Source organism: Paraburkholderia sp. BR14320, assembly GCF_040948665.1.
GTDB classification, from domain to species: Bacteria; Pseudomonadota; Gammaproteobacteria; order Burkholderiales; family Burkholderiaceae; genus Paraburkholderia; species Paraburkholderia youngii.
In genome coordinates this window covers 1-25,516 of record NZ_JBFPKG010000073.1, presented here as the reverse complement: position 1 = coordinate 25,516, position 25,516 = coordinate 1, and the positions used below count along the sequence as shown (strand labels likewise).

Genomic DNA, 25,516 nt, shown 5'->3' with positions numbered 1-25,516 from the left:
GAACAGGACCGTGAAACGACTCCACGCCGATGATAGTGCGGATTGCCCGTGTGAAAGTAGGTAATCGTCAGGCTCCCCCACAAGCCAGAAACCCCACCCCCAGCGGTGGGGTTTTTGCGTTTACGCGACCGAAATCAAAAGCAAGATCCTCGACCGAGAGCAAACAATAAGCGTGGCCGGAAGCCGTTGCCGTCCACTGGCGAAAGCAGCCTGTTTATCGACGGCGACCATTACGTCGCCCATATGGCCAAGCCTGACGCGCCAAGGGTGCTCTCGTGTTTTGAACACTTCAACGAGCGCCACCCGCACCGAGCCCTGAAATACCGCTAGCCGCGCGAGTTCAGGCGTGCTGCAGCGAGTTCACAGACCTAACGGTGTCCGCATATCCTGAGTGACGGGGACGACAACTCTACCCATCTGCACTGGGTCATCCACGCATCCCATTTGCCCGACCTCGGCAAGCAACGCTTCGTCGCGCGCGATCACCTTGGGCAGATGCGAGCGCAAGAATTCGACCCACGTGCGAGTCTTTGCATCGATGAATTTGCGCGACGGATAGAGCGCATAAACAGTCGTCTTCTGCAGCGTATATTCCGGCAAAACGCGCACCAACGTGCCATCGCGTAACCCGGAAATGGCTGCGTAGAGCGGCACCATGCCGATGCCCATGCCTTCGCGGATCGCCACAATCAGCGATTCGGCGATGTTCACATGCACGGGTCCATCGACTTCCATCAACTCACTGCCGTTCGGGCCGTCGAGCGTCCATTCATGTGGCGGGAACGCCGGCGTATGAAGGATCAGACATTCGTGATGCGCAAGGTCAGCCGGTTGTTGGGGCGCGCCGTGCGCGCGCACGTAAGCCGGCGATGCGCACAGGATGCTGAACGTCGTCCCCAACGGAAACGACACGAGGTCCGAATTCGGCAGCATCGATGCGCCGATCACGGCCACATCGGCGCTGCCTTCGAACAGATCGGGCATGCGCTGTGACAGCGTCAACTCGACGGTCACATCAGGATAAAGCTCGCGATAACGCGAAATAGCCGGCAGTACGTAGTGCTGGCCGATGCTCGCAAAGCTATGCATGCGCAGCGCGCCGGTTGGTCGCTCGTGTGCGCAACTGGCTTCTTCTTCCGCAATATCCACATCCGCGAGGATCTGCTGCGATCGCTTCAGATAGCGCTCGCCGGCGGTGGTCAACGCAAGCCGACGCGTCGATCGATTCAGCAGGCGCGTGCGCAGATGTGCTTCAAGTTCCGAGACCGCGCGAGACATCGCGCCGGTCGTTGAATTGAGCGATTGCGCGGCCGCGGTGAAGCTACCGGCTTCAACCACGCGCACGAACACTCGCATATTTTGTAGCGTGTCCATCAAATCTTCTGTTTCATGACCAAGGTCATATTTTCCGTCAGTCCCGAGGCACTATTGTTGTCCGTTCTAGAACAGATGTTTTGCACTCGTCGTCTTAATGCGTGCAACGGGGACTCCTACAATCGGCGCCTCGCCTGTCGGTGTCAGTGATTCTGCCCGGAGGCTCTCTCAGCGACCACGAGGGGTGCACTGTTTTCAGATGAAACCCGATCATGCGATCGAGCCGTCGTCGGATTTATTCGGTCCGCGCGGTGTCATGCGGCGACGACTCGGTCGAGCCAAACTCAATCGGGTCGTGCGCGACTGGGCCAGCAGCGACGGTCTGACCTGGCTTCATCTGCTGAAGACGGTAACCGCCGGTCTGCTGGCGCTGGGCATCGCGATGCTGCTCGATCTGCAGCAGCCGCGCATTGCGATGACCACGGTTTTCGTGTTGATGCAACCGTTCAGCGGCATGGTGCTCGCGAAGAGCTTCTACCGGATTCTCGGAACTGCGGGAGGGACCGTGGCCGCGCTCGTGCTCGGCGGGCTGTTCGCCCAGCAGCCCGAACTGTACATGCTCGGCATGATCGCATGGGTGAGCGCCTGTATTGCTGCGGCGGTCCGGTATCGGCATTTCAGATGGTACGGTTTCGTGCTCGCGGGTTACACCGCCGCGCTGATCGGCATTCCGAACGTGATGACGCCCGAGGGACTGTTCCTCGCCGCACTCGCGCGCGCGGCGGAAGTGGCGGTTGGCATCGTGTGTTCGAGCGCGGTCAGCGCATTGCTGCTGCCGCAGCGCTCGAGCCTTGCGCTACGACGTAACCTTCAGGTCAGGTACGCGAATTTTACTGCCTTTGCTGTCGATGTGTTCGCGGGCGGGCTCGAGCGCCATCAGTTCGAACGGCGTTTTGCGGACTTCGTCGACGAAATCGCCGGCTTCGAAGCAACGCGTACGTTCGTCGCATTCGAAGACCCGGCGATGCGCTCGCGCAGTGCGCATCTGGCGCGTCTGAATAGCGAATTCATGGATGCATGCGCGCGTCTGCATGCGCTAAATCAGTTGCTCAAACGGTTGCGGGCGAGCGGCGCAGTGTCGATACTCGCGGCCATCGATCCATACCTCGACGAACTGGGAGCCTTGTTCGAAGCACAAGCACAAGTTGAAGCAGGCGTCGAAGCCTCCCACGCAGCAGCCGATCTGCGGCTCTTTCGAGCGAACCTGCCACGCCGGGTACGTGAAACGAGGCGGCCACTCGAAGCCGCGTCCGCGGAATCGCTTGCGGACTTCGACACGGCAGCCGAATTGCTGTATCGATTCGTGGGCGAATGGATGAATTATTCGCAAACGTATTCAAGCTTGTGGCGCAAAACAGAAAGCCCGCAGCAAAGCCTGCGACGCAGCTCGAGCCCACAAAGGAGCCACTCCCCGAGCAGACCTGTCAGCCGCACAAACCACTTCGCCGTATTGTTCACGTTTCTGCGCTCGGCTGTCGTCATCGGGATCGCCGGCGCGTTCTGGATCGCGACCAACTGGCCGAGCGGCGGCCTTGCCGTGATCGGCGCAACGCTGGTCTGTGCGTTGACGTCCACCGCGCCAAGCGCTACCAGGATGGCCATGCAGATGGCGATCGGCGCGGTGCTCGCGACGCTGACAGGCTACGTGTTCATGTGCTACGTGTATCCCAACATCGATGGTTTCCCGCTGCTTTGCGCGGCACTCGCGCCGGTGCTCGCACTAGGCGCATTCATCGCGACACGTCGCGGCGCGTCGGGGTTCGGCATCGGCTTTTCGGTGTTCTTCTGTCTGCTGGCCGGGCCGGATAACATCGTCAGCTACGTGCCTGATCTGCTGATCAACAACGGCATCGCGCTGACCGCGTCGATGTTGCTCGCGGCAGTTGGATTCGCGGTGGTCTTTCCCGCCGATATGCGCTGGCTGATCGACCGGATCATGGGCGACCTGAGAGCGCAAACGGTATCGGCATGCAAGGAGGCCCTGCCGGGTCTGAACCGACGTTTCCAGGCGGGCACGCACGATCTGACTTCACAACTGCGCGTGCTGCTGACACACCGCTCGCGACGACGGCGCGACGCGCTTCGCTGGATGCTCGCGACGATCGAAGTAGGTCACGCCGTCATCGACCTGCGCAACGAAGCCGCGCGCGCCGAATATGCCGACATGCTTCAGCCGCGCTGGCGCAGCGTGATCGAACACACCTGCGACGATCTCGCCCGGCTCTTCGAACGCCCCGATCCCGGTTCGCTCGAACGCGCACTGGTCGCCGTGCGCTCGGCAACCTGGCTCGCGCAGGACATGCTGCGGATCGTGCATGCCGAGCGCGACCGGCGTCACGACTTGCAGCGCATCCTGAGCTGTCTGCACTTTATTCGTAGCGCGTTGCTCGACAAAGACGCGCCGTTCAATCGTCGCTGAGCCATGCTTCGTGGATCTTTCTGCCAGATGGAAAGATCCCTTCCAGGCGGCCCCGTTAATCCGCTTAGGTGACGGTCATATAGTTGCGTCACTGCTTCGCAGTAGTGGTCGCAGTAGCCGTAAGTCCTGGAGAGTGAGATGAAAGTGTTGAAGTTGGTCCTGATCGCCTGTTCTTTGTCCACCGCTGCCGCCGCCTATGCACAGACGGCGCCGGCCGCGCCGGACCAGCAGGTTGCGCAGGCGGATAGCCAGCGCGCCGATAAGGGTGCCGCGCGCAAGCATGCGGAAGCGCCGAAAGCGAAAGCCGACGAATGCGTTGGCCCGATGAGCTTCTGCAACATCTTCTTCGGCAGCTGAGTCCGGCTGCTTCACGCGCAACAACCTGTCGCGGACCCTGTCACGCGACCCAACACCTGCTCGCGACGCCGTCCGATCGAGACGCCGCAGCGGGTGCGGCAACCGCCTATTGAGCGAAGCACACCGCAGACGTGCGCACCAGTAGACGGAGCTGGCGACTATGGAGAGACTCCCTTTCATGTACGAAGACCGAATTCGCTGCGCCGCGCTGCGCGAAAAAATCACCACGGCCGCCGACGCGGCGCTTCTGATTCACGACGGCATGCGCGTTGGCGCAAGCGGCTTCACGCGCGCGGGCGACGCGAAGGCGGTGCCGGTCGCGCTTGCCGAGCGTGCGCGCCAGTTGGGCGAGCCGCTGCGCATCACGCTGATGACGGGCGCCTCGCTCGGTCATGACGTCGACCGCATGCTGACCGAGGCGCACGTGCTCGCGCGCCGTCTGCCGTTTCAGGTGGACAAGACGCTGCGCGACGCAATCAATCGTGGCGAAGTGATGTTCGTCGACCAGCATCTGTCCGAGACCGTCGAGATGCTGCGCGCGAACCAGCTCGGCAAGCTCGATGTCGCGATCATCGAAGCCGCCGCGATCACGGAGAGCGGCGGTATCGTGCCGACAACTTCAGTCGGCAATTCGGCCAGCTTCGCGATTCTCGCGGACAAGGTCATCGTCGAGATCAATCTTGCGCAGCCGCTCGAGCTCGAAGGCTTGCACGACATCTGGATTCCGGGGCGCCGGCCTCATCGCGAGCCGCTGCCGATCGTGCGCGCGCAGGATCGCGTCGGCACTCCCGCTATCGAGGTTCCGCCCGAGAAAATCGCGGCGATCGTGATCACGGACATGGCCGACAGCCCGTCCACGGTGCTCCCCGCGGATCGGGAAACCGCGTTGATCGCCGGACACCTGATCGAATTTTTCCAGCACGAAGTCACGCGTGGCCGTATGCCGAAGCAGTTGCCGCCGCTGCAGGCCGGTATCGGTACGATCGCCAACGCGGTGCTGGCGGGCTTCGTCGATTCGCCTTTCGATGTGTTCGAAATCTATTCAGAAGTCTTGCAGGATTCGACGTTCGATCTGATGGACGCCGGCAAGGTCGCGTTTGCGTCCGGCGCGTCGATCACGCTGTCGGCCGCGCGGCAGGCGCAGGTGTTCGGCGATATCGAGCGTTATCGCGACCGGCTCGTGCTGCGTCCGCAGGAAGTCAGCAACCATCCGGAGGTGATTCGGCGGCTCGGTCTGATCGCGCTCAATACCGCGCTCGAATTCGATATCTACGGTAACGTCAATTCGACGCATGTCGGCGGCACGCACATGATGAACGGCATTGGCGGCTCGGGCGACTTTGCGCGCAATGCGTCGTGCGCGGTGTTCGCGACCAAGTCGACCGCGAAAGGCGACCGCATTTCGAGCATCGTGCCGATGGTGCCGCATTGCGACCACAACGAACACGACGTCGACGTCGTCGTCACCGAGCAAGGTCTCGCCGATCTGCGCGGCCTCGCGCCGCGCGAACGTGCGACGCTGATCATCGAGCATTGCGTACACCCGCGGTATCGCGAACTGTTGCGCGACTACTACCGCGATGCGTTGCGTTGGGGAGGGCAGACGCCGCATTGCCTCGATCAGGCATTTGCATGGCATACGCGGCTGCGCGAGACGGGCTCGATGCTGCCGGGCTGATCTGCAACGCCCGCGGCACCCGCAATCGCTGCGATCAACACAGCAGAAACAGGCAACAAAAAAGCGCCAGCGGCACGAGCCCGCTGGCGCTTGATGAAATCGGACGCTGCGCTCAGGAGCCTCGTCGCACGAGCCGGATAATAAACAGCAGAATGACCGCGCCGATCACCGCGGTGATGATCGAGGCGATCCAGCCGCTGCCAATAGAGATATGCAGCACGCCCGCGAGCCAGCCGCCGATGAACGCCCCGATGATCCCGACGATGATGTCGACGATCAGGCCGAAGCCGCCACCCTTGACCAATACGCCCGCGAGCCAGCCAGCGATCGCGCCGATGATGAGCCATGCAATGATGCCGTGTTCCATATTCGAGACTCCCTGGTTGAGTGTGAACAAATCACGGTGACAGAGCTTAGTCGAAGGTTATGGGACGGTCCGCGTTCAGGACGCGGAATTGACACTATCTGAATCTGCTGCAAGCTAAGTGTAGACGATGCGCGCGAACAGAGGAGACTTGCGCACAGCGCTTCACTCGGGTGTCGGTTCCGCTTCCCGCGCGGTCCAACTGACGCTGGACACGCTCTTTTCCATGCTCAGGCGGCTCGCCAGCTGTTCGAGCTTCGATTGATCTTTCGGATGCATCGTCAGCGTCGCCGTCACGCGAATGCGCGCCGGCTCGTCCTCGACATCCTCGCTCGTCAGGCTCTGGAACGACAGCGGCGCCGAGTACATCGAGTTGGAAATCGCGGTGCGAATGTGGATCTCGTCGGCTTCGCGGCAGACGATCGTCAGCACGTACTCGCGCACGAGGTCGGCGTTTGAAACCGGCGTCTGGTTGATCATCCGGCTCACTTCACGCAGTACGGTGTTGGCCAGCAGCACGACCGCGGTGCCGGCGAGCGCCGGTCCGTAATGTCCCGCGCCGCTCAATACACCCACGGCCGCCGAGCACCACAGCGTCGCCGCGGTGTTGATCCCCTGGATCGAGCCCTTGTCGCGCATGATGACGCCGCCGCCAAGAAAGCCGACGCCGGACACCACATAGGCCGCAATCTGCGTAATGCCGCTGACGCCGTTGCCGGTCAGCACGCCGAGCGTGACGAACAGGCACGCGCCGCTTGCCACGAGCGTGATCGTGCGCAGGCCGGCAGTGCGCTGGCGGATCTGTCGTTCGAGGCCGATCGCGACGCCGCAAGCAAAAGCGGTCATCAGACGCAGGAAGAATTCGAGTGTCATCGTTCAGAAAGGTTGGCGTGGGCGCTGTCGCAGTGTGAAGCCTACGCGTGAGAACATCAGATCGTCTACCTCGTGCAGGGCAAATTCATGCGGGCGGGACGAAATACGCGCGCACACGCGTGCAGCGGCCGGAGCGTGCGGTATCGGCATGGCAACGCGCCACGCGGTGCTTTACCGGCAGTACGCGAATGACAATGAAATGAGAGCGACGTGCGCCATCGAGCCCGAGGGCAGGACGGCGACAGAAAAGACTGACGCGGAAATCCTGCGGCTCAGGCGAGCGGGCAAATCGATACTCGGCTCGTACAACTGCTACTGTCCAAGATCGTGATTCCGGTTAGAAGAATTGCGCGAATTTTAGGGGGCTGCGCAAAGATCAGTCAAGCCGCGAGCGGCACGGAGTGTGCATTTAGTGTTGCCATAGCCCTAATGCTGAAAGGCTGCAATTAATTGCTCCGGACTGCGAATGTTGAGTTCAATCGGGTTCGCCCGGTACGAGTCTCAAGCGTGTGATCTCCGAAGGCGCGCCGAGTCGTTTGGGCGGTCCCCAATAGCCCGTGCCGCGACTCGTATAAACCCATAGTCCGTCCAGACGCGCGAGGCCCGCCGTAAACGGCTGCTGCAGCCGCACGAAGAAATTCCACGGAAAGAACTGACCACCGTGCGTATGACCCGACAACTGCAGCGTGAAGCCGGCCGCCGCGGCCGCTTCGGCCGAGCGCGGCTGATGCGCGAGCAGCACCCTGATCAGCACGTCCCCCGGCGCGCCGGCGAGCGCCGCAACCGGGTCGCTGCGGTGCGCGGGGTCATGATGACCGGCCGAGTAGTCGGTGACGCCGGCGATCACGGCTCGCGCGCCGTCATGATCGACGATCACGTGTTCGTTCAGCAGCACCCGCAAGCCGAGCCGGCGGAATTCGGCGATCCACGAGTTCGCGCCGGAGTAGTACTCGTGATTGCCGGTCACGAGAAACGCACCGTGCCGCGCGGCGAGCCGCGACAGCGGCTGCGTATGCCGGCTCAACTGCGGCACGCTGCCGTCGACGACATCGCCCGTCACCGCGATCAGATCCGGCTCGAGCCGGTTCACCGCGTCGACGATCGCGTCGACATAGCGGCCCTTGATCGTCGGGCCGACGTGGATGTCGCTGATCTGCACGATCGTGAAGCCGGCGAGTTCGGCAGGCAGATCGTCGATCGGTACTTCGATCGTGACGACGCGCGCGCGACGGCGCGCGTTGAACAGGCCGATCAGCGTCGACAGCAGCGCGAGCAGCGGCACTGCCGCCGCCGAACCGGTGCGCCAATGCGCGATCGTAAGCGTGTTCGGCCAGATCGCGTCGATCGTCAGCAGCGACGCCAGCATCAGGTCGCGCGCGAACGTCAGTACCAGCAGCGACGAGAAAAAGCCCATCGCGAGCAGGCCGACCCATGCGAGCCGGTCGCCGAGCGGCTGGCGCTTGAAGCCGCGCGCCATCATGCCGACCGGGATCAGGTAGATCGACAGCACGAGCCACAGCACGCACAGTCCGCGGCCGGCCGAGTCGGTCGGCATGTCGGGAATCAGGCGCAAACCAACGTAGATATGCAGCAGGATGCCAATCAGGATGATGCGCACAAGAAACGATGAACGTCGCATAAAGAGGATCAGGACGGGAAGGGGGCCAAAGGGCCGGCATCACAGCGACAGCGCGGCGGCGATCCATTGGCGGGCAGTGCTTGCGTGCGCGACGGTTAGCGAACGCGGCGAATCATTCTACCGACATGTTCGGTCCCTTGCCGTGGCTGCAAAATTCGTTCTCCGGCACCGCACGGCACGCCCGCCGGAAGGCGCCGGGACGAGCCACGACACGGCTTCGCCGGGGCAGGCGCGTTCCGTGCTCAGCAGATACTTACAAGGGCACGCGCGACGCATTTAATGCCTATGCAAACGAATTAAATGGGCTTTGAATTGTGTTCATGTGTGGAGTATGCTTGAAAGCAAACAGCTTGTTGCCGGGGCAGCGCAGGGCGCTTCGGCCATGACTGGTTCTGTCGCCGGGAAAGATCGGCGGGGGGAGGCACACCATGAAGCTGCTCAAATCGGGCCACCTGTGGCATCACGCGGACGACGTGCATCATGCTCATCATCCGCATCATGTCGGATACGAGGGTAGCCATGTGATGTTGCCGCTCGTCGGCATCTCGCTGATGGCGATTGCGCTTTACATCGCCGTGCGCGGCTTCGATTTTTCCGAGCTCGGCAAAAGCGCGTTATTCGATGTCGTGATGGTGTGCGTCGCGCTCGGCATCGCGGGGCTGTTCGGCGCGGTCGGCGCGTGGCTGCGCTCGAATGGCGACGAAGCCGAAGAGGGCTTCTGCTTCGTCGGCGCGTTGATCGGCACCGTGGTGTTTTATATCGCGCTGCTAACCTGACGCGATTCGATTCAACGCGTGGCGCGACACCCGCCGCGCCATCCATCATCAACGCACCGTCACGCTATCCGCGCCGCTTCGTCGAACGAAAAACGCGGGCTGCGAGGAAACAGCTTTGACGGATCGCCATAGCCAAGATTGATCAGGAAGTTCGACTTCACCGTCGTACCTGCAAAGAACGCTTCGTCGACCTTGGCCTGATCGAAGCCCGACATCGGCCCGGTGTCGAGACCGAGCGCACGCGCCGCGAGAATCAGATAGCCGCCTTGCAGCGTCGAATTCCGAAACGCCGTGTCCGCGATCAACCGCTCGTTGCCGACGAACCAGCTGCGCGCATCCGCATGCGGAAACAGTTTCGGCAGATGCTCGTAGAAGGCCATGTCCATGGCGACGATCACCGTGACCGGCGCTGCCATCGTTTTCTCGAGATTGCCGGCCGACAGCGCCGGGCGCAGTTTCTCCTTGCCCTCCGGCGTCCTGACGAACACGAAGCGGCCCGGACTCGAATTGGCCGAGGTCGGGCCGAGCAGGACGAGTTCCATCAACTCGCGCAGCACGGCGTCGTCGATCGGTTTGTTCTGCCAGCCGTTGTGCGTACGCGCATCGCGAAAGAGCTGTGCGAGCGCCTGATCGGAAAGTGTCATGGAAGTGATCCCTGCAAAAGAATGGCGGGAACGCGCGGAGCCGCGTCGAATGAAAGAGCAATGCGCGTGAATCAGCGCGTGAGCCGTCGTCGCCATAATAGCCAAGGTTTTTACTCGTCCGCTTGCATCCAGGCATTCCGATGAACACCGATCTTTTCAACGACCTGCCGACCCCCGACGTCGACTGGTATCCCGACTGGCTCGCACCGGCCGACGCCGAACGCCTGCTCGCCCGCCTGATCGACGAAGTGCAATGGCGCCAGGACATGATGGGCACGCCTGGCGGCCGTGTTGCACTGCCGCGTCTGACCGCCTGGCAGGGCGAGCCGGATGCGGTGTATGTCTACTCGGGTATCCGCAACGTGCCGCAAGCGTGGACGCCCGCCGTCGCTGAACTGAAGGCCGCCGCCGAGGCGACCAGCGGCGGGCGTTTTAACAGCGTGCTGCTGAATCGTTACCGCAGCGGCGCCGACAGCATGGGCTGGCATGCGGACCGCGAGCCCGAACTCGGCAAGCAACCGGTGATCGCGTCGGTGAGTCTCGGTGTCGCGCGCAGGTTCGATCTGCAGCACAACCGCAGCGGCGTCGTGCAATCGTTCTCGCTAAAGGGCGGCAGCCTGCTCGTGATGAAGGGCGACACCCAGGCGCAGTGGCGTCATCGGGTGCCGAAGGAGCCGCGCGTGAGCGGCGAGCGCATCAATCTGACGTTTCGCTGGGTCACCCCGAGAGTGACGCCGACCTGACTCAGCGAGCGGCAATGCTCTGATCGACGCGCTATACCAAAATTGATATCGAGGGCGCGAATCATATGATTGGACGGTTAACGCGTCGCACAGTACGCTACATCACGATCCATGCGCCGTGAGGGCCACGAGGGCCGGGCTGACCGCTGGGTCGTCTACACAACAACGATTGGAGACTGTCATGGCGAATTCACGACGTGCCGCGTGTCGCGCTCTGGGCGCGCTCGCGCTTTCCGCGAGTCTCGGAGTGCTAACGCTGGCCACCCCAGGCGCGCATGCCGAGGACAAGAAAATAACGCTCGGTTTTGCGCAGGTCGGTGCGGAAAGTGCATGGCGCACCGCGAATACCGAATCGGTGAAGTCGGCGGCGGCGGATGCCGGTATCAACCTCAAATTCTCCGACGGGCAGCAGAAGCAGGAAAACCAGATCAAGGCGATCCGCTCGTATATCGCTCAGAAGGTCGACGTTATCGCGTTCTCGCCGGTCGTCGAATCGGGCTGGGAACCGGTGCTGCTCGAAGCCAAGGCCGCGAAGATTCCGGTGATCCTGACCGACCGCAACATCGACGTGAAGGACCCGTCGCTGTACGTGACGATGATCGGCTCGGACTTCCTCGAAGAAGGACGACGCGGCGGCAAGTGGCTCGCGGAGAACTACAAGAACGATAAAGGCCCGATCAACATCGCCGAGCTGCAAGGCACGGTCGGCTCCGCGCCGGCGAATGACCGCCACGCGGGTCTGGTCGAAGTGATCAAGAGCGATCCGAAGTTCAAGATCATCGCGTCGCAAAGCGGCGACTTCACGCTTGCCGGCGGCAAGCAGGTGATGGAAGCGTTCATCAAGACCTACGGCAACAAGATCAACGTTGTCTATGCTCATAACGACGACATGGCCCTCGGCGCGATCCAGGCGATGGAAGAAGCCGGCATGCATCCGGGCAAGGACGTCGTGGTGGTTTCGTTCGACGCAACCAAGGGCGGCTTCCAGGCGATGGCCGCTGGCAAGATCAACGTCGACGTCGAGTGCAGCCCGCTGCTCGGACCGCAGCTGATGACGGCGGTGAAAGACGTGGTGGCTGGCAAGCCGCTGCCGAAGCGCATCCTGACTCAGGAGACTGTCTTCCCGATGAGCGTCGCTGCGCAAACTTTGCCGTCGCGTAAGTACTGACGCGACGCGCAACATCGCCGCGGCATCGCTCGCGCGAGTGCCGCGGCGTGTGCGGTGTTCAGGCGCCTGGGCCGACGCGGCCCGCGGCGCGAAGGAGATGTGCAGTACGGACGCATCGAACAGGTTTCTCCAGTGGTGCCTGACCGCCCGGGCTGCTTCCTTCTGCAGCGGGCGGTCTCTTTTCAGGAGCCTGCGTCCGCGGGAGCATGCCGCTGGGGCCTGCCGAACCATGCATAGCCGATCGAGCGAGGTCCATGACCCAATCCGCTACCGAACCGACTCAGCCGGACCAGCCGCAGCGCGGCACGCCACCGGGTGCGCGAAGCCAACAGAATGACATGAGCGCGCGCGAACCGATCCTGGCGACTTCCGGCGTCAGCAAGACATTTCCGGGCGTGAAGGCGTTGCAACACGTCGACTTCCGCCTGTTTCCCGGCGAGGTCCATACGCTGATGGGCCAGAACGGCGCCGGCAAATCCACGTTGATCAACGTGCTCACCGGCGTGCTCGCACCCGATGCCGGCACGATCCGCCTCGGCGGCGAGGTGGTCGCATTCGCGTCGCCGCAGGAAGCCGAGGCGGCCGGCGTGCGCACGCTGTACCAGGAAGTGAACCTGTGCCCGAATCTGTCGGTCGCGGAGAACATCTTCGCGGGCCGGCAGCCGCGCCGCTTCGGCGCGATCGACTGGCCCGACATCAAGCGCCGCGCGCAGGAAGCGCTCGCGCGCCTCGACGTGTCGCTCGACGTCACGCGCTCGCTCGACGCCTATCCGATCGCCGTGCAGCAGATGGTCGCGATCGCGCGAGCGTTGTCCGTCGATGCGCGCGTGCTGATTCTCGACGAGCCGACTTCGAGCCTCGACGACAGCGAAGTCGCGCAGCTATTCAAAATCCTTCGCCATCTCAAGCGATCGGGCATCGCGATCCTGTTCGTCACGCATTTCATCGAACAGACCTATGCGATCTCCGATCGCATCACGGTGATGCGCAACGGCGAGCGCGAAGGCGAATATCTGGCGCGCGATCTGTCCGCGGATCAGCTGGTCGCGAAGATGGTCGGCCACGAGCGCATGAGCGCGCGTCTGCGCGAAGCAGCCCACGAAGGGCAGGCCGCCGACGATCTGCAGGAAGTCGCGCACGATCACCCGGAAGAAGCAACGGCCACGCAGCCGTTCATCGAACTGCGCGGCGTCGGCCGTCGCGGCACGCTACAGCCGATCGATCTCGAAGTGCACGCCGGCAAGATACTCGGCCTCGCGGGACTGCTCGGCTCGGGGCGCACCGAAACCGCGCGTCTGCTGTTCGGCGCGGATCGCGCGGACAGCGGCACGATCCTCGTCGAAGGGCGTCCCGTGCGGCTGCGCACGCCGCACGACGCGGTGCGCCACGGCATCGGCTATTGCGCGGAAGACCGCAAGAAGGAAGGCATCGTCGCCGAGCTGTCGATCCGCGAAAACATCATGCTCGCGTTGCAGGCGCGGCGCGGCTGGTGGCGCAAGATCAGCCGGCAACGCGCGCGCGAACTCGCCGATATGTGGATCGAGCGGCTCGGCATCAAGGCGTCCGATGCCGAGCAGCCGATCGCGCTCCTGTCCGGCGGCAACCAGCAGAAGGCTCTGCTCGCGCGCTGGCTCGCAACCGATCCCAAACTGCTGATCCTCGACGAGCCGACCCGCGGTATCGACGTCGCCGCCAAGTTCGACATCATGGACCGGCTGCTCGCGTTGTGCGCGAACGGCCTGTCCATCCTGTTCATCTCGTCGGAGATCAGCGAGGTGCTGCGCGTCAGCCATCGCGTCGCGGTGCTGCGCGATCGCCGCAAGATCGCCGAGGTGGCCGGTAAGGCATCGAACGAAGACAACATCTACCGACTCATCGCAGGGAGCGGCGAATGAAGCTATCGAACTGGTTCGCGCGCGACGGCGTCGAACGTCCGCTGGTGTGGCCATGCGTGACGCTGGTATTGCTGTGCGGACTGAACCTGCTGGTCAATCCGCATTTTCTCGCGCTGCGCATGCTCGACGGTCACCTGTTCGGCGCGCCGATCGACATCCTCAATCGCGCGGCGCCGCTCGTGCTGGTCGCGATCGGCATGACGCTCGTGATCGCGACGCGCGGCATCGACATCTCGGTCGGTGCAGTGGTCGCGATCGCCGGCGCCGCGGCCGCGACGATACTCGCGACCCAGGCCGTGCCGAGCGGTGCGCTGATCGTGCAGGCGCTGTTGGCCGCGCTCGTCGTCGGCATTTTGAGCGGCATGTGGAACGGGGTGCTCGTCGCGTTCGTCGGCATGCAGCCGATCATCGCGACGCTGATCCTGATGGTCGCCGGCCGTGGCATCGCGCAACTTCTGACCGCCGGGCAGATCATCCCGATCGGCGCGCCCGGCTATCTGTTCGTCGGCGGCGGCTACTGGCTCGGCGTGCCGTGCTCGGTATGGATCGCGACGGTAGCCGTGCTGGCGACCGCCGCTTTGGTGGAGGGCACGGCGCTTGGCCTGTTCATTCGCGCGATCGGCGTGAACCCGGTTGCGACGCGGCTCGTCGGCTTGCGCTCGAAGGCGATCGTGTTCGCGGTGTACAGCTTCTCCGGTTTGACCGCGGCGTTGGCCGGCATTCTGATCAGTTCGAACGTGCGCAGCGCGGACGGCAACAACGCGGGCCTGCTGCTCGAACTCGACGCGATTCTCGCGGTGACGCTCGGCGGCACGTCGCTGCTCGGCGGCCGCTTCAGCTTCGCGGGCACGGTGCTCGGTGCGCTGATCATCCAGACGCTCACGTACACGACCTATTCGATCGGCGTGCCGCCGGAAGCGACGCTCGTCGTCAAGGCGGCCGTCGTACTCGCGGTCAGCGTGATCCAGTCGCCGGCGGCGCGCGCGCTCGCCGTGTCGTTCGGCGCGTCGCTGGTCAAATCGCGCGGGGTGGCACGATGACGCGCTTTCTCGAAGCACTCGCCCGCGTGGTCGATCCGCGCACGCTGCCGATCGCGGTGACGGTCCTGTTGTTCTGCGCGCTTTTCGGCTTCGGTTCGGTGATGTACACCGGCTTCTTCTCATGGCAGGTGCTGCTCGATCTGCTCGTCGACAACGCGTTCCTGCTGATCGTCGCGATCGGCATGACGTTCGTGATCGTGTCGGGCGGCATCGACCTGTCGGTGGGCTCGATCGTCGCGCTGACGACGATCGTCGCAGCCGTGCTGTCCGAGCACATGCACGTGTCGGTATGGCTGATCATTCCGCTCGTGCTGTTGATGGGCACGGTGTTCGGCGCGGTGCAGGGCGCGCTGATTCACTACTTCCGCCTGCAGGGGTTCATCGTGACGCTGGCGGGGATGTTCTTCGCGCGTGGCCTGTGCTTTCTGATCACGACGCAGTCGATCACGATCACCGATCCGACGTTCAAGGCGATCTCCGCGTTCCGTCTCAACGTTGGCGTCGGTTCGGTATCGGCGAACGTGCTGATCGCGCTCGTGGCGCTGGCGGCCGCGATCTATGTCGCCCATTTCACGCGCTTCGGACGCAACGTGTATGCGGTCGGCGGCAATCCGCGCTCGGCGCTGCTGATGGGGCTGCCGGTGGCGCGCACGCGGGTCGGCGTGTATGCGCTGAGTGGCTTCTGTTCGGCGCTTGGCGGCGCGGTGTTCACGTTCTATGTGCTGTCGGGTTATGGGCTGCAAGGGCAAGGCATGGAGCTCGATGCGATTGCAGCGACGGTGATCGGCGGCACGCTGCTGACCGGTGGTGTCGGTTATGTGGTCGGCTCGCTGTTCGGCGTCGGCATTCTCGGCACCATCCAGACGCTGATTACGTTCGACGGCACGCTCAGTTCGTGGTGGACGCGGATCGTGATCGGCGCGCTGCTGTGCGCGTTCTGTTTGCTGCAACGGTTGATCGAGCGGCATGCGAAGTCCGTGCGTCGGCCCGGCGGCACCAATGCGGTCACGACGACGGGGCATGGGCACGGACATGACGAGCCGTCGACGGCGGCATCGTCGGATTCGCAGGTGTTGGGGCGGGCGCCGGGCTAAGGCGCTTCCTTCCAGCGTTTCAAACGGCGGCGCCCCGTTCTTCCGGGCGCCGCTTTTCCATCAGTCGATGCGACATTTGCGCGATCCGCGCGCTGCCGGGCTATGCGCATCAGGGAAGCGAATCGATCGGCGCGACGCCGGAATAGACGGCGCGCTTGACGACATCCGCGGATTTGCGCGTCGCCAGCAGGTGCATGCAGCCTTTGAGCGCTGCGATCGAAAGCGCACTGAGTAGCAGACCCGCAATCACATCAGCGAGATAGTGACCGCCTTGGGTCGGCGTCGACAGGATCATCGTCAGGTTGAGCGGAACCGCAAACAGCAATAACCGCGGGATGCGACGCAGCGCATAGATAAAGACAATACCGAGCGTCGTGTGAAATGACGGCATCGACACCATACCTTGCGCCGGCACCATGATGAATGTCCGCAGCGTGCCGTCGCGCAGTGGATAAAAGTCCGAGACGGTAGCCGACGTGTTGGGATCCGCAATGCCGAAATGCAGAAATGCGCTCGAGGCGGGAAGCGGAGTCGCAATCAGAAGCAGCAGAAGGCCCGACAGCATGAAGAGCAGCACGAACTCCGACAGTTCGTCGCGTCGGCCTGCAAGCCCGAGAATGATGGGAATCGCAAGCCCTTGCGCGAGCATGCTTGCGTAGGCGATCTCAAGAATGTGTTGAAGCGCCGGATGCGAGCGCACCCATGAATAAACGCGCGGCCAGTGAAAGCCGAAGGCGCTGTCGAATGCCAGAAGACGCTCGTCGATGAGCGGCGCGTCGACGGTTGCGCACAGGTACTGCAGCAGGTCGAAAGCGGCGACGAAGGTCAGCAGCAGGGTGAGCCAGGCGAGTGTGACTGCCATTTCACGGCAGCGCAGCGTTCGGGTCAATGGCGCGTAGCGGCGCAGTTGTGCGAACGCGAGCAGTCCGATCACGATGAACATCGAGATTGCGGCGGCTTGCGCGAGATTGGCGACGCCGTCGCCCGGCACGGTGTAGCCGTTGCCGGCGACCCAGAACCCGTCGAGCGCGGTGACGAGAGCCACGACGGCCCAGCCGCTCAGGTATCGGATCAGGTAACGCTCGCTACCGCGCTGTTCCCCGTGTTCGTGTTCGTGGCTCGACATCGTGCTCGTCCGTTTTTTGTTGGTCCGGTCCGGTAAAGGACAAGCACAGGTAATGCCTATCGTCTGCCGGCCTTGTCGTGACTGGGGCCGACGGGACCGGCAGGGGGTGATCGACCGGCCCGGATGTCCGGAATGTTGCAGCATTAAGACGCGCGTTTTCCATCGCGATGCAGATGCGCAGCGTCGTTGCGGATGAGCACGTTTCCGCTTGTGTGACCTATTATCAGAAAGAGTTGTGACCAGTACGACCGCGGTTGCGATGCAACTGATTGCAGATGTCGTGGGGAAACAAGCGATGGTTCGCACGGAAATACTCAACGCGCTGCGGGCATACACCGATCCGTTTCGCGTCACGAGCGGCAAAGATTTCTTCCTGAAGAATTTCGATCCCGGCGAGACGCTGGGACTCAAAATGCATAAGGAAGAGGCGCAGCAACTGCTCCAGCGCGGATCGAAATGGCTCGCGATGGAGCAGGAGATCCTCTACGCGCAGGATTCCTGGGCCGTGCTGCTGGTATTCCAGGCCATGGACGCCGCCGGAAAGGATGGGACGATCAAGCACGTGATGTCGCGCGTCAATCCGCAAGGGTGCGATGTCATCTCGTTCAAGCAGCCGTCGGATGAGGAACTCTCGCACGACTTCCTTTGGCGCTATTCGAGGAAAGTGCCCGAGCGCGGGCACATCGGTATTTTCAACCGCTCGTACTATGAAGAGGCGCTGGTGGTGCGCGTGCATCAGCATCTGCTGCGTGCGCAGAAGATTCCGCCGGTACGGGTCGGCAACAACATATGGGACGAGCGGCTCGCCGACATCGCGCGCTTCGAAGACTATCTGACGCGGCAGGGCGTGGTCATAGTCAAGTTCTATCTGAACCTGTCGTACGGGGAGCAGAAGAAGCGATTCATGGAACGCCTCGACAATCCCGACAAGAACTGGAAGTTTTCCGCATCCGACGTTCGCGAGCGTCGCTACTGGAACGACTATATGCGCGCCTATGAAGAGGCCATCCGCGCGACGGCCTCCGAAGCGGCTCCGTGGTACGTCGTGCCCGCCGACAACAAGCCTTTCACGCGCCTCATCGTCGCGGCCGCGATCGTCGAGGCCGTCGAGAAGCTCGACCTCGCCTATCCGAAAGCGACGCCAGAGCAGATGAAGGATCTCGCCGCCGCGAGGGAGGAACTCGGCGCTGAAGTGGTGGACGAGACGAGACCCGATCAACCCGGGGACGATTCAGATCATTGAGAGCGGCCCCCTGACCCGAAATCACTGGAACCGGGAGACACGAGGATGAGCTCAGTTGAGAGTGCGACGCCGTGGCATGCGATGCCGGCCGGTGACATCGAACGGCAGTTCAACGTCGATCCCGCGCAGGGCCTGGATGCCGCGGAAGCGGCCGGGCGGCTCGCCACCTATGGGCCGAACCGCCTGCCGCAGGGCAAGAAGAGAGGGCCGGTCGTACGCTTCCTGATGCAGTTCCACAATATCCTGATCTACGTGCTGCTGGTGGCCGGTTTCATCAAGTTCATGATGGGCCTGTGGCTCGATGGCACGGTCATTCTGGCCGTCGTGATTCTCAACTCGCTGCTCGGCTTCATTCAGGAAGGACGCGCCGAGAAGGCGCTCGATTCGATTCGCAACATGCTGTCCGCCGAGGCGCGTGTGATGCGTGGCGGAGCGGTTCGCTTGATCCCCGCCGATGAACTTGTTCCTGGCGACATCGTGCTACTGGAATCGGGCGACAAAATCCCGGCGGACATGCGTCTCGTCGACGCGAGGAATCTGCACACGGAAGAAGCGGCTCTCACGGGCGAATCCCTCCCGGCCGAGAAGAGCACCGCGCCGGTGCCGGCAAAAGCGACGGTCGGCGACCGCGAGAACATGGCGTTCTGCGGCACGATGGTCCTGTCGGGCCGGGCAACCGGCGTCGTGGTGACGACCGGCAGCCAGACGGAGCTCGGCCGGATCAACCAGATGCTCGCCGAAGTCAGCGCGCTCGAGACGCCGCTGCTGCGCCAGATCAAGAAATTCGGCTATGTGATCACGGCAGTGATCGCCGTTGTCAGCGTGCTGCTGTTCTCCTATGGGCATTGGCTCGGACACATGACGTTCGTCGAGCTGTTCCAGGCCATCGTGGGGATTGCGGTGTCGGTGATCCCGGAAGGCCTGCCGGCGCTGATCACCATCACGCTCGCCATCGGCGTGCAGCGGATGGCGCAGCGCAACGCCATTATTCGCCGCCTGCCGGCGGTCGAAACACTGGGCGCCGTGTCGCGCATCTGCTCGGACAAGACGGGCACGCTGACCCTGATGGAGATGATGGTGACCTCCGCCGTGACGGCGGAAGCGGGCTATTCCGTCACCGGCGACGGCTACGCCAGCGAAGGACAGGTCAGCGCCGATGGCAAGCCGCTCGGCGCCGCGCCGGACGTGCTGAAGCTGATGGGCCGCGTGTCGCTGTTGTGCAACGACGCGGAGCTTTTCGAGGAAGCAGGGAAATGGAAAGTGGAGGGTGACCCGACCGAGGGCGCGCTCTATCCGTTCGCCTCCAAGCTGGGGATGGACCGTGCGGCCGAGACCGCGGCCGCGCCGAGGGTCGACGTGATTCCCTTCGAGTCCGAGCACAAGTTCATGGCGACGCTGAACCGCTCGGCCGACGGCGAGATGCTGCTGGTCAAAGGCGCGCCGGAGGTGATCATCGATCATTGCGACCGGCAGCAGACGGCGCAAGGGCCGATGCCGCTCGATCGCGAGCATTTCGCAAGAGAGGGCGACCGGCTCGCCGCGCAAGGCGAGCGCGTGCTCGGGCTCGCGTGGCTGCCGAACCCGGGCCTGCGCACAGGGACGCTCGGGCCGCAGGACCTGCCGCGCACCCTCGTATTGCTCGGCCTCGTGGGCCTGATGGACCCGCCGCGCAAAGAGGCGATCGAGGCCGTGCGCGAATGCCACGGCGGGGGCATCCGCGTGACGATGATCACGGGCGACCACAAGATCACGGCGGCGGCAATCGCAAGAATGCTGGGCATCGGCGACGGCAAGACTGCGGTGTCGGGCACCGAGATCGAGGCGATGAACGACGCGGCGCTGCAGGAATGCGTGCGCAGCGTCGACGTGTTCGCGCGCGCGAGTCCCGAGCACAAGCTGCGGCTCGTCAAGGCGATCCAGGCGAATCGGCAGATCGTCGCGATGACGGGCGACGGCGTCAACGACGCGCCCGCGCTGAAGAAGGCAGACATCGGCGTCGCGATGGGGATCAAGGGTACCGAGGTGACGAAAGAGGCGGCGGGGATGATCCTCGCCGACGACAATTTCGCGTCGATTTCCGCGGCGGTGAAGGAGGGGCGCACGGTTTACAACAACATCGAGAAGGCGATGCTGTTCATGCTGCCGACCAACATCGCGCAAGGCGCGGTGATCGCGGTGGCAATTCTGTTCGCCTTCACGCTGCCGATCACGGCGCCGCAGATCCTGTGGGTCAACATGGTGACTTCGGTCGCGCTCGGCCTGACCATCTCGTTCGAGCCGCACGAGGCCGACGTGATGCGCCGCTCGCCGCGCGCAATCGACCGGCCGATCGTCACGCGTTTCGGCATCTGGCGCATCCTGTTCGTCGGCGCGGCGCTCGTGCTCTATACGCTATCGACCTTCTTCTGGATGAAGTCGCACGGCGCGTCGGATGATCTGGCGCGCACGGCCGCGGTCAACGCGATTACGCTGGGCCAGGTGTTCTATCTGCTCAACATCCGCTATCTGCTCGATTCGTCACTGACCGTGCGCGCGCATATGGGCAATCGCCATCTGTGGTACGGGATAGCCGGGGTCGTGGTGTTGCAGCTTCTGTTCACCTATACGTTCCCGTTCCAGGCCGTTTTCCACACCGAGGCTTTGCCGTTGTCGGCGTGGGGGTGGCTCTTTGCTGGTGGCGTCCTGTTCTTCCTCGTGGTGGAACTGGAGAAGCTCGTCTTCCGACTCACCCCCGCATTGAGAGGATTCGTGACTTCGCAACAGGAGGGCGGCGCGGCCTTGCGCAATGATCCGGCGGGGTAGGCCGCCTTGGCGGCCTACCGCTACATCTCATGAACGCGGCGGAGAATGAAAAACAGATTCGCTGAGACTGCATTCACGATTGGTATGCGCTCGAAAGGCCGGTTCAGCTTCATGCCGATATTGGCCAGTGCATTGAGCGCTCCGCCGCCCTTTATGCCTTTTGCGAACGTTGGAAAGACCTGATGATAGCCGCATTCTTCCAGTACGAATCCCGACCTGAGGAACAGGCGCTTCGCGTCGCTGAGACTGTACAGCCGGTTATGGCCCGTGTACTTCTTCATCACTCTGCAGGCGTTTTCAGTTGCCGATAAACGGTTAGGCAAAAATGTGATTATCAGCAAACCGTTGTCTTTCAGCACGCGCCATAGCTCATCGATGCTCTTTTGTTCGCGAGCCACGTGCTCGAGTACACCGCTTCCAATCACTACATCGAATTGATTGTCTTCGTACGGCAGCAGAAATTCATGATCGAGCGCTGCGAAAGATAATCCGGCGTACTGATGGAATTCCGCGAATTGTCCATCGTTGCATAGGTCGCAGCCATATATCTCGATGTCCCGGTAGAGCGTACGAAGCATGCACGAATCTGGGGCGTGACGGCATCCCCAGTCGAGCACTTTCATTCCACGCTTGATATACGGTGCATAAATTTCGAACGCGCGCACATGGCGATCGAGACTGGCGTCGTTGGCAATAACCGATTGCACATAGTCCCGGTATTCACCATCGGCGCGATGTGCAAGGTAGTCCTGGCAAAGCTTGGCATAAGTCATCCTGACCTGCTGCAATTCATTGCTCGGAATCGTTTCAGTGTCGATGGGTCTATGCATATCTCCCTCATATCGGTGCGAAAGCGGAGTTCTGCGCAACTCGTTTCCAGACTGCCGGCTGTTGCTACATGTGTGACATCAGCTCGAAAAATTCGCGGGAAGTTGATCAGTCTGAATTTGAATCCCGATGGACCGCGTTTGCTGAGACCTGCTGCTCCAACCGCGTTGCGGTTCAGGTTTTGTGTAAAGCTTCGTGTAGCCGAACTATCGTTCGAGGGCGGTGCACGCGACATGTGTCGCAGGCAAACCGGCAAGGGAACCACGGAGAAAAAAATGCCGCGATAGTGCGGGACAACTCATGGATCCCTCTTTCCGAGTGCGCGCGCATGGGAGTGCGCTCGAGAACGGGTCGACTTCTTTCAAGGATAGCAGTTGGTCCCTCCGCAATTGGCCAGGAATCTCCACGTTTCGCGCCTTATTGTGATGGTTTTGCGCCCTCTGCGCCCGTTGATGCGGTCGAGACCCGTCCCGCCGGGTCTAAATGGGCTCTGCAAGGTATGCAAATGAAATATCCGGGCGGAAATATGGATTCACGCGCGGCGGCGTTGCGTTCGGGCAGACAGCGGGGCGAATCTTGTGTTGTTCAGCGGCCGACACATTCACGAGTCGACCGGAAGGTTGATGAGCAGCCGCATTAGCCACGCTCGAGGCGCCTGCGCACGGTCCCGACCAGTCTGTCGAACGGCAATGCACTGGCAGCCAGCGCGCTGGTCTCCGAAAAATGCTCCCTCACGATATCCGTCAACACTTGCCCTGGCGGCGCCTCGACCAGCACGTGCGTGCCCATTTCCTGCATCACGGTGAGCGCATCGAACCAGCGCACGGTGTAGCGCATGTTCGTCGCAAGGTCTTCGCGGATCGCGTCGGCCGTATACAACGGCCGTCCACCGCGATTGCCGATATAGATGCCGCGCGGTCTTTCAAAACGCAACTCGCGCGAGTACGCGAGCAGTTCGCCGCTCGCATGCGCGAGCAAGTCGCAATGCGAGGGCACGCTGACCGCGAGCCGGGTGGCCTTGCGCGCGCCGGCCGCAAGTGCGCGTTCGATGAACATATCGAGCGCATCGTTTGCGCCGGCCATCACGATCTGGCGCGGCGCATTGACGTTGCCGACATACACGCGTTGCCGCAGCTCTTGCGCCTGCTGCGCGACGAGCGTTTCCACCTGCTGCTCGTTCAAGCCGGATACGGCCGCCAGACCATAGCCCGACGGGTAAGCGGTTTCCATCAGTTCGGCGCGCCGCCGCACCATCATCAAGGCATCGCGAAACGGCACCGCGCCGCTACTGACCGCTGCCGGATAAGCGCCGACCGACAGCCCCGCGCTGATTTGCGCCACCAATCCTTCATCGGCGAGCGCGCGTGTGATCGCGACGCCCGCGATCGTCAGGCCCAGTTGCACGGCGACGGTCGAATCCAGAGCGTCGGGTGAGTCGAGCGTCAGTACGTCGATGCCGAGCGTGTCCGATGCTTCAGCGAACGTGTCCTGTACCGCGCGAGGCCGCGGCAGTCGATTCAGAAAGCCTTCGCTTTGCGCACCCTGCCCGGGGAAGATAAGCGCGAGCATCAGATGGCGCCATCCTGCGCAACATCGGCCCACGGATTGGCGATCAAGCGGGGACCGCTCGCATGGCGGACCAGCACGCGCGCCTTGCCCGCAGCCCACTCCGCGAGCGCGACGCCGCCGGCGGGCGTTTCGAGTTGTGCATCGATGCGTACACCAAGACGCGCTGAGAGAGTTTGCAGTTGCTCCAGCAAAGCACCCGCGACATTCATCGCCAATGGTTCGGGCACACGGATCAACAGATCGAGATCGCTGGCTTCGCTAACGGCGGGAACGTGCGTCGCGAGTTCGAATCCCGTGCTGCCAGAAGGACCCCAAACGAATCCAGAAAGCGGACCGCTCCGGTCACGTTGCAACGAATTCAGCGCAACGAAAGAAGGCAATGCATCACGTCCGGGATCAGGTCGCGCCTGCGCCAGGGACTCCGGCGATACGACGCCGACGATTTCGTCCGCATGCGCCCACGTGCCGTAACGCTGCGCTCGCTCCGCGCCGCGCACGCCGATCGCGACGAAACCTTCGGCGGCGAGCGCGCGTCGGACGACCGCGTACGGTGCGCGTTCGAATGCTTCGCGAAGCCACGCCGGTTCGTCATCGAGCGCATCGAGCCGTCGCAAGCGCAGCAGATCATGCGGCCGCCAGCGCGGGTCGCACGACGCCGCGCAAGCGGTCGGGAAGGGCGCAGCCGCGCACACGCGCATCAGACGGCGTCCCACTGTTCGGCAAGGCGCCGCCGCACCTCGATCGACGCCGCGCGAGTCTGCCGCGCCGCCGCCGATTCCAGCCGACGCGCGAGCGTCCGATCGCCGTCGCGCGCGCTGCGGATCTGTTCGACCAGCACAGTGCGCACGCGCTCGATCTGCGCCGCGTCGGGCGCATCGGCGTCGACGCCGTCGATCAGCTGATCGAGCAGCCCCAGCTTCCCGAACGACGCCATCGAATACGACATCGGCACGATCGTCTCGCCGAGTTCGTCGAGTTCTTCGACCGTGCGGCGCGTGACGCGCGCGGCCGCTTCCTTGCCCATCGCATGGACCATCGTGCCGGGCACATCGAGCGCGACGATGCGGTTCGCCTGATAGCCGTGCGCGAGGAACGCGCCCGACATCGCCGGACCGACGATCAGCGCGATCACCGGATGCCCGGCGTCGCGTGCACTCGCGTAGGCGTCGACGGCGGCCGCGCAGGCGAGGTGGATGCCGAGCATTTCCTCGCGATAGCCATACGCCTGGCTTTTCACGTCGACGATCGCGACGATCGGGCGGCGCGTGCCGGCGCCTCGATCGGCCTCCATGACTTCGCGCACCGCGCGCGCGAGTTGCCAGCCCTGTTCGAGCCCGACCACGTTGCTGGTCGCGCGCGGAAAGCGGTTCGCGGCATCGGGCACGACCGCGATGAAGCGCGCAGTGTCGCCGCCGAGCGGCGCATCGCCGCTCCAGACGGGCGCCGCGCTCGACGATTCGCCGGCCAGTGCGTTGAACCAGCGCGCGCCGCGCGTGAGTGTCGTGTCGCTCATGGCTGCTCCTTGTTCGATATATCGCCCGCCTGCGGGTTGTACGCATCACGCATTGTCTCGGGCGTGACGCTCGCCGGATCGATCCGCGCGAGCCGCTGCAGGAAGGTGTCGACCTGCTCGCTGCGATGCGCGGCCGGCACGCCCTGCGCGAACGCGGCGAGCACGGCGGCGCGCACCGCGTCGGCATCGTCGTCGACGAGGGTATCGGCGAGCGCGCTCGCGACGCGCTGCTCGCCGCCGATCAGTTGCCACACGCGGCGGCGATCGCTCGCATCGAGTTCTTCGATACCGGCTTCCTGCTCGATCACTTCGGGTCCGTTCATGCCGAGCCGTCCCTGCTTCGTCACGATCAGATACGAGCACAGCGCGGC

21 protein-coding genes and 1 pseudogene are annotated in these 25,516 nt (G+C 63.2%); 11 read left to right on the top strand and 11 right to left on the bottom strand.

Annotation, left to right across the window (positions count from 1 at the left end; genetic code table 11):
- Window positions 1-360: 360 nt before the first annotated feature.
- Entirely contained in the window at window positions 361-1,374 is a 1,014-nt protein-coding gene (locus tag AB3X89_RS36065; protein WP_368587484.1) for a LysR family transcriptional regulator, read from the bottom strand.
- Between the two features lie 199 nt (window positions 1,375-1,573).
- Here AB3X89_RS36065 and AB3X89_RS36060 point away from each other — a divergent pair, with 199 nt between their 5' ends.
- The 3 genes from AB3X89_RS36060 (at window position 1,574) to AB3X89_RS36050 (ending at window position 5,828) form a co-directional block, all read left to right on the top strand.
- A complete protein-coding gene (locus AB3X89_RS36060) occupies window positions 1,574-3,793 on the top strand; it encodes an FUSC family protein (protein WP_368587483.1) in 2,220 nt (739 codons plus the stop codon).
- A gap of 138 nt (window positions 3,794-3,931) precedes the next feature.
- Window positions 3,932-4,150 (top strand): hypothetical protein, encoded by a 219-nt coding sequence (locus tag AB3X89_RS36055; protein ID WP_152853807.1) that lies wholly within the window; start codon window positions 3,932-3,934, stop codon window positions 4,148-4,150.
- Between the two features lie 178 nt (window positions 4,151-4,328).
- The gene (locus AB3X89_RS36050; RefSeq protein ID WP_368587486.1) at window positions 4,329-5,828 is read left to right on the top strand and encodes an acetyl-CoA hydrolase/transferase family protein; all 1,500 of its coding nucleotides are present in this window, start codon (window positions 4,329-4,331) and stop codon (window positions 5,826-5,828) included.
- Between the two features lie 112 nt (window positions 5,829-5,940).
- Here AB3X89_RS36050 and AB3X89_RS36045 read toward each other — a convergent pair whose 3' ends face one another.
- From AB3X89_RS36045 to AB3X89_RS36035, 3 genes are all read right to left on the bottom strand, one after another.
- A complete protein-coding gene (locus AB3X89_RS36045; RefSeq protein WP_176105653.1) occupies window positions 5,941-6,195 on the bottom strand; it encodes a GlsB/YeaQ/YmgE family stress response membrane protein in 255 nt (84 codons plus the stop codon).
- 162 nt (window positions 6,196-6,357) lie between these two features.
- On the bottom strand, window positions 6,358-7,065 hold the full coding sequence (locus AB3X89_RS36040) for an MgtC/SapB family protein (RefSeq protein WP_368587482.1): 708 nt from the start codon (window positions 7,063-7,065) through the stop codon (window positions 6,358-6,360).
- Between the two features lie 475 nt (window positions 7,066-7,540).
- Window positions 7,541-8,704 (bottom strand): metallophosphoesterase, encoded by a 1,164-nt coding sequence (locus tag AB3X89_RS36035; protein WP_368587481.1) that lies wholly within the window; start codon window positions 8,702-8,704, stop codon window positions 7,541-7,543.
- A 428-nt stretch (window positions 8,705-9,132) separates the two neighbouring features.
- Here AB3X89_RS36035 and AB3X89_RS36030 point away from each other — a divergent pair, with 428 nt between their 5' ends.
- Entirely contained in the window at window positions 9,133-9,480 is a 348-nt protein-coding gene (locus AB3X89_RS36030) for a hypothetical protein (RefSeq protein WP_368587480.1), read from the top strand.
- Between the two features lie 59 nt (window positions 9,481-9,539).
- On the opposite strand, the gene AB3X89_RS36025 is transcribed toward AB3X89_RS36030, so the two are convergent.
- The gene (locus AB3X89_RS36025; RefSeq protein WP_368587479.1) at window positions 9,540-10,124 is read right to left on the bottom strand and encodes a malonic semialdehyde reductase; all 585 of its coding nucleotides are present in this window, start codon (window positions 10,122-10,124) and stop codon (window positions 9,540-9,542) included.
- Between the two features lie 140 nt (window positions 10,125-10,264).
- Between AB3X89_RS36025 and AB3X89_RS36020 the strand changes: the two genes are divergently transcribed.
- The 5 genes from AB3X89_RS36020 to yjfF all read left to right on the top strand — a co-directional run bounded on the left by AB3X89_RS36020 (window position 10,265) and on the right by yjfF (window position 16,064).
- A complete protein-coding gene (locus AB3X89_RS36020) occupies window positions 10,265-10,867 on the top strand; it encodes an alpha-ketoglutarate-dependent dioxygenase AlkB (RefSeq protein WP_368587478.1) in 603 nt (200 codons plus the stop codon).
- A gap of 181 nt (window positions 10,868-11,048) precedes the next feature.
- Entirely contained in the window at window positions 11,049-12,035 is a 987-nt protein-coding gene (locus AB3X89_RS36015; RefSeq protein ID WP_368587477.1) for an ABC transporter substrate-binding protein, read from the top strand.
- Window positions 12,036-12,289: 254 nt separating this feature from the next.
- Window positions 12,290-13,930, top strand: coding sequence for a sugar ABC transporter ATP-binding protein (locus tag AB3X89_RS36010; RefSeq protein ID WP_368587476.1), 1,641 nt, complete (start codon window positions 12,290-12,292; stop codon window positions 13,928-13,930).
- On the top strand, window positions 13,927-14,970 hold the full coding sequence (locus AB3X89_RS36005; protein ID WP_368587475.1) for an ABC transporter permease: 1,044 nt from the start codon (window positions 13,927-13,929) through the stop codon (window positions 14,968-14,970). The genes AB3X89_RS36010 and AB3X89_RS36005 overlap by 4 nt, the downstream gene beginning before the upstream one ends.
- Window positions 14,967-16,064: a galactofuranose ABC transporter, permease protein YjfF gene (gene yjfF / locus AB3X89_RS36000; RefSeq protein ID WP_368587474.1), complete on the top strand. Its 1,098-nt coding sequence runs from the start codon at window positions 14,967-14,969 to the stop codon at window positions 16,062-16,064. The genes AB3X89_RS36005 and yjfF overlap by 4 nt, the downstream gene beginning before the upstream one ends.
- Before the next feature lie 109 nt (window positions 16,065-16,173).
- Here yjfF and AB3X89_RS35995 read toward each other — a convergent pair whose 3' ends face one another.
- Entirely contained in the window at window positions 16,174-17,496 is a 1,323-nt protein-coding gene (locus AB3X89_RS35995; RefSeq protein ID WP_368587473.1) for a phosphatase PAP2 family protein, read from the bottom strand.
- Here AB3X89_RS35995 and AB3X89_RS35990 point away from each other — a divergent pair.
- Window positions 17,486-18,433: a polyphosphate kinase 2 family protein gene (locus tag AB3X89_RS35990; RefSeq protein WP_368587472.1), complete on the top strand. Its 948-nt coding sequence runs from the start codon at window positions 17,486-17,488 to the stop codon at window positions 18,431-18,433. The two genes, AB3X89_RS35995 and AB3X89_RS35990, sit on opposite strands and share 11 nt — an antisense overlap.
- A 45-nt stretch (window positions 18,434-18,478) precedes the next feature.
- The gene (locus AB3X89_RS35985; protein WP_368587471.1) at window positions 18,479-21,235 is read left to right on the top strand and encodes an HAD-IC family P-type ATPase; all 2,757 of its coding nucleotides are present in this window, start codon (window positions 18,479-18,481) and stop codon (window positions 21,233-21,235) included.
- A gap of 20 nt (window positions 21,236-21,255) precedes the next feature.
- On the opposite strand, the gene AB3X89_RS35980 is transcribed toward AB3X89_RS35985, so the two are convergent.
- The 5 genes and pseudogenes from AB3X89_RS35980 to AB3X89_RS35960 all read right to left on the bottom strand — a co-directional run.
- Complete coding sequence (locus AB3X89_RS35980) at window positions 21,256-22,065, bottom strand: class I SAM-dependent methyltransferase (RefSeq protein ID WP_368587470.1); 810 nt, start codon at window positions 22,063-22,065, stop codon at window positions 21,256-21,258.
- A gap of 634 nt (window positions 22,066-22,699) precedes the next feature.
- A complete protein-coding gene (gene mdcH / locus AB3X89_RS35975; protein ID WP_368587469.1) occupies window positions 22,700-23,632 on the bottom strand; it encodes a malonate decarboxylase subunit epsilon in 933 nt (310 codons plus the stop codon).
- A complete protein-coding gene (locus AB3X89_RS35970; protein WP_368587485.1) occupies window positions 23,632-24,330 on the bottom strand; it encodes a malonate decarboxylase holo-ACP synthase in 699 nt (232 codons plus the stop codon). The genes mdcH and AB3X89_RS35970 overlap by 1 nt, the downstream gene beginning before the upstream one ends.
- On the bottom strand, window positions 24,330-25,145 hold the full coding sequence (mdcE, locus tag AB3X89_RS35965) for a biotin-independent malonate decarboxylase subunit gamma (protein WP_368587468.1): 816 nt from the start codon (window positions 25,143-25,145) through the stop codon (window positions 24,330-24,332). The genes AB3X89_RS35970 and mdcE overlap by 1 nt, the downstream gene beginning before the upstream one ends.
- A pseudogene (locus AB3X89_RS35960) lies at window positions 25,142-25,516 on the bottom strand (biotin-independent malonate decarboxylase subunit beta); the annotation flags it as partial. The pseudogene AB3X89_RS35960 and the gene mdcE, both read right to left, overlap by 4 nt.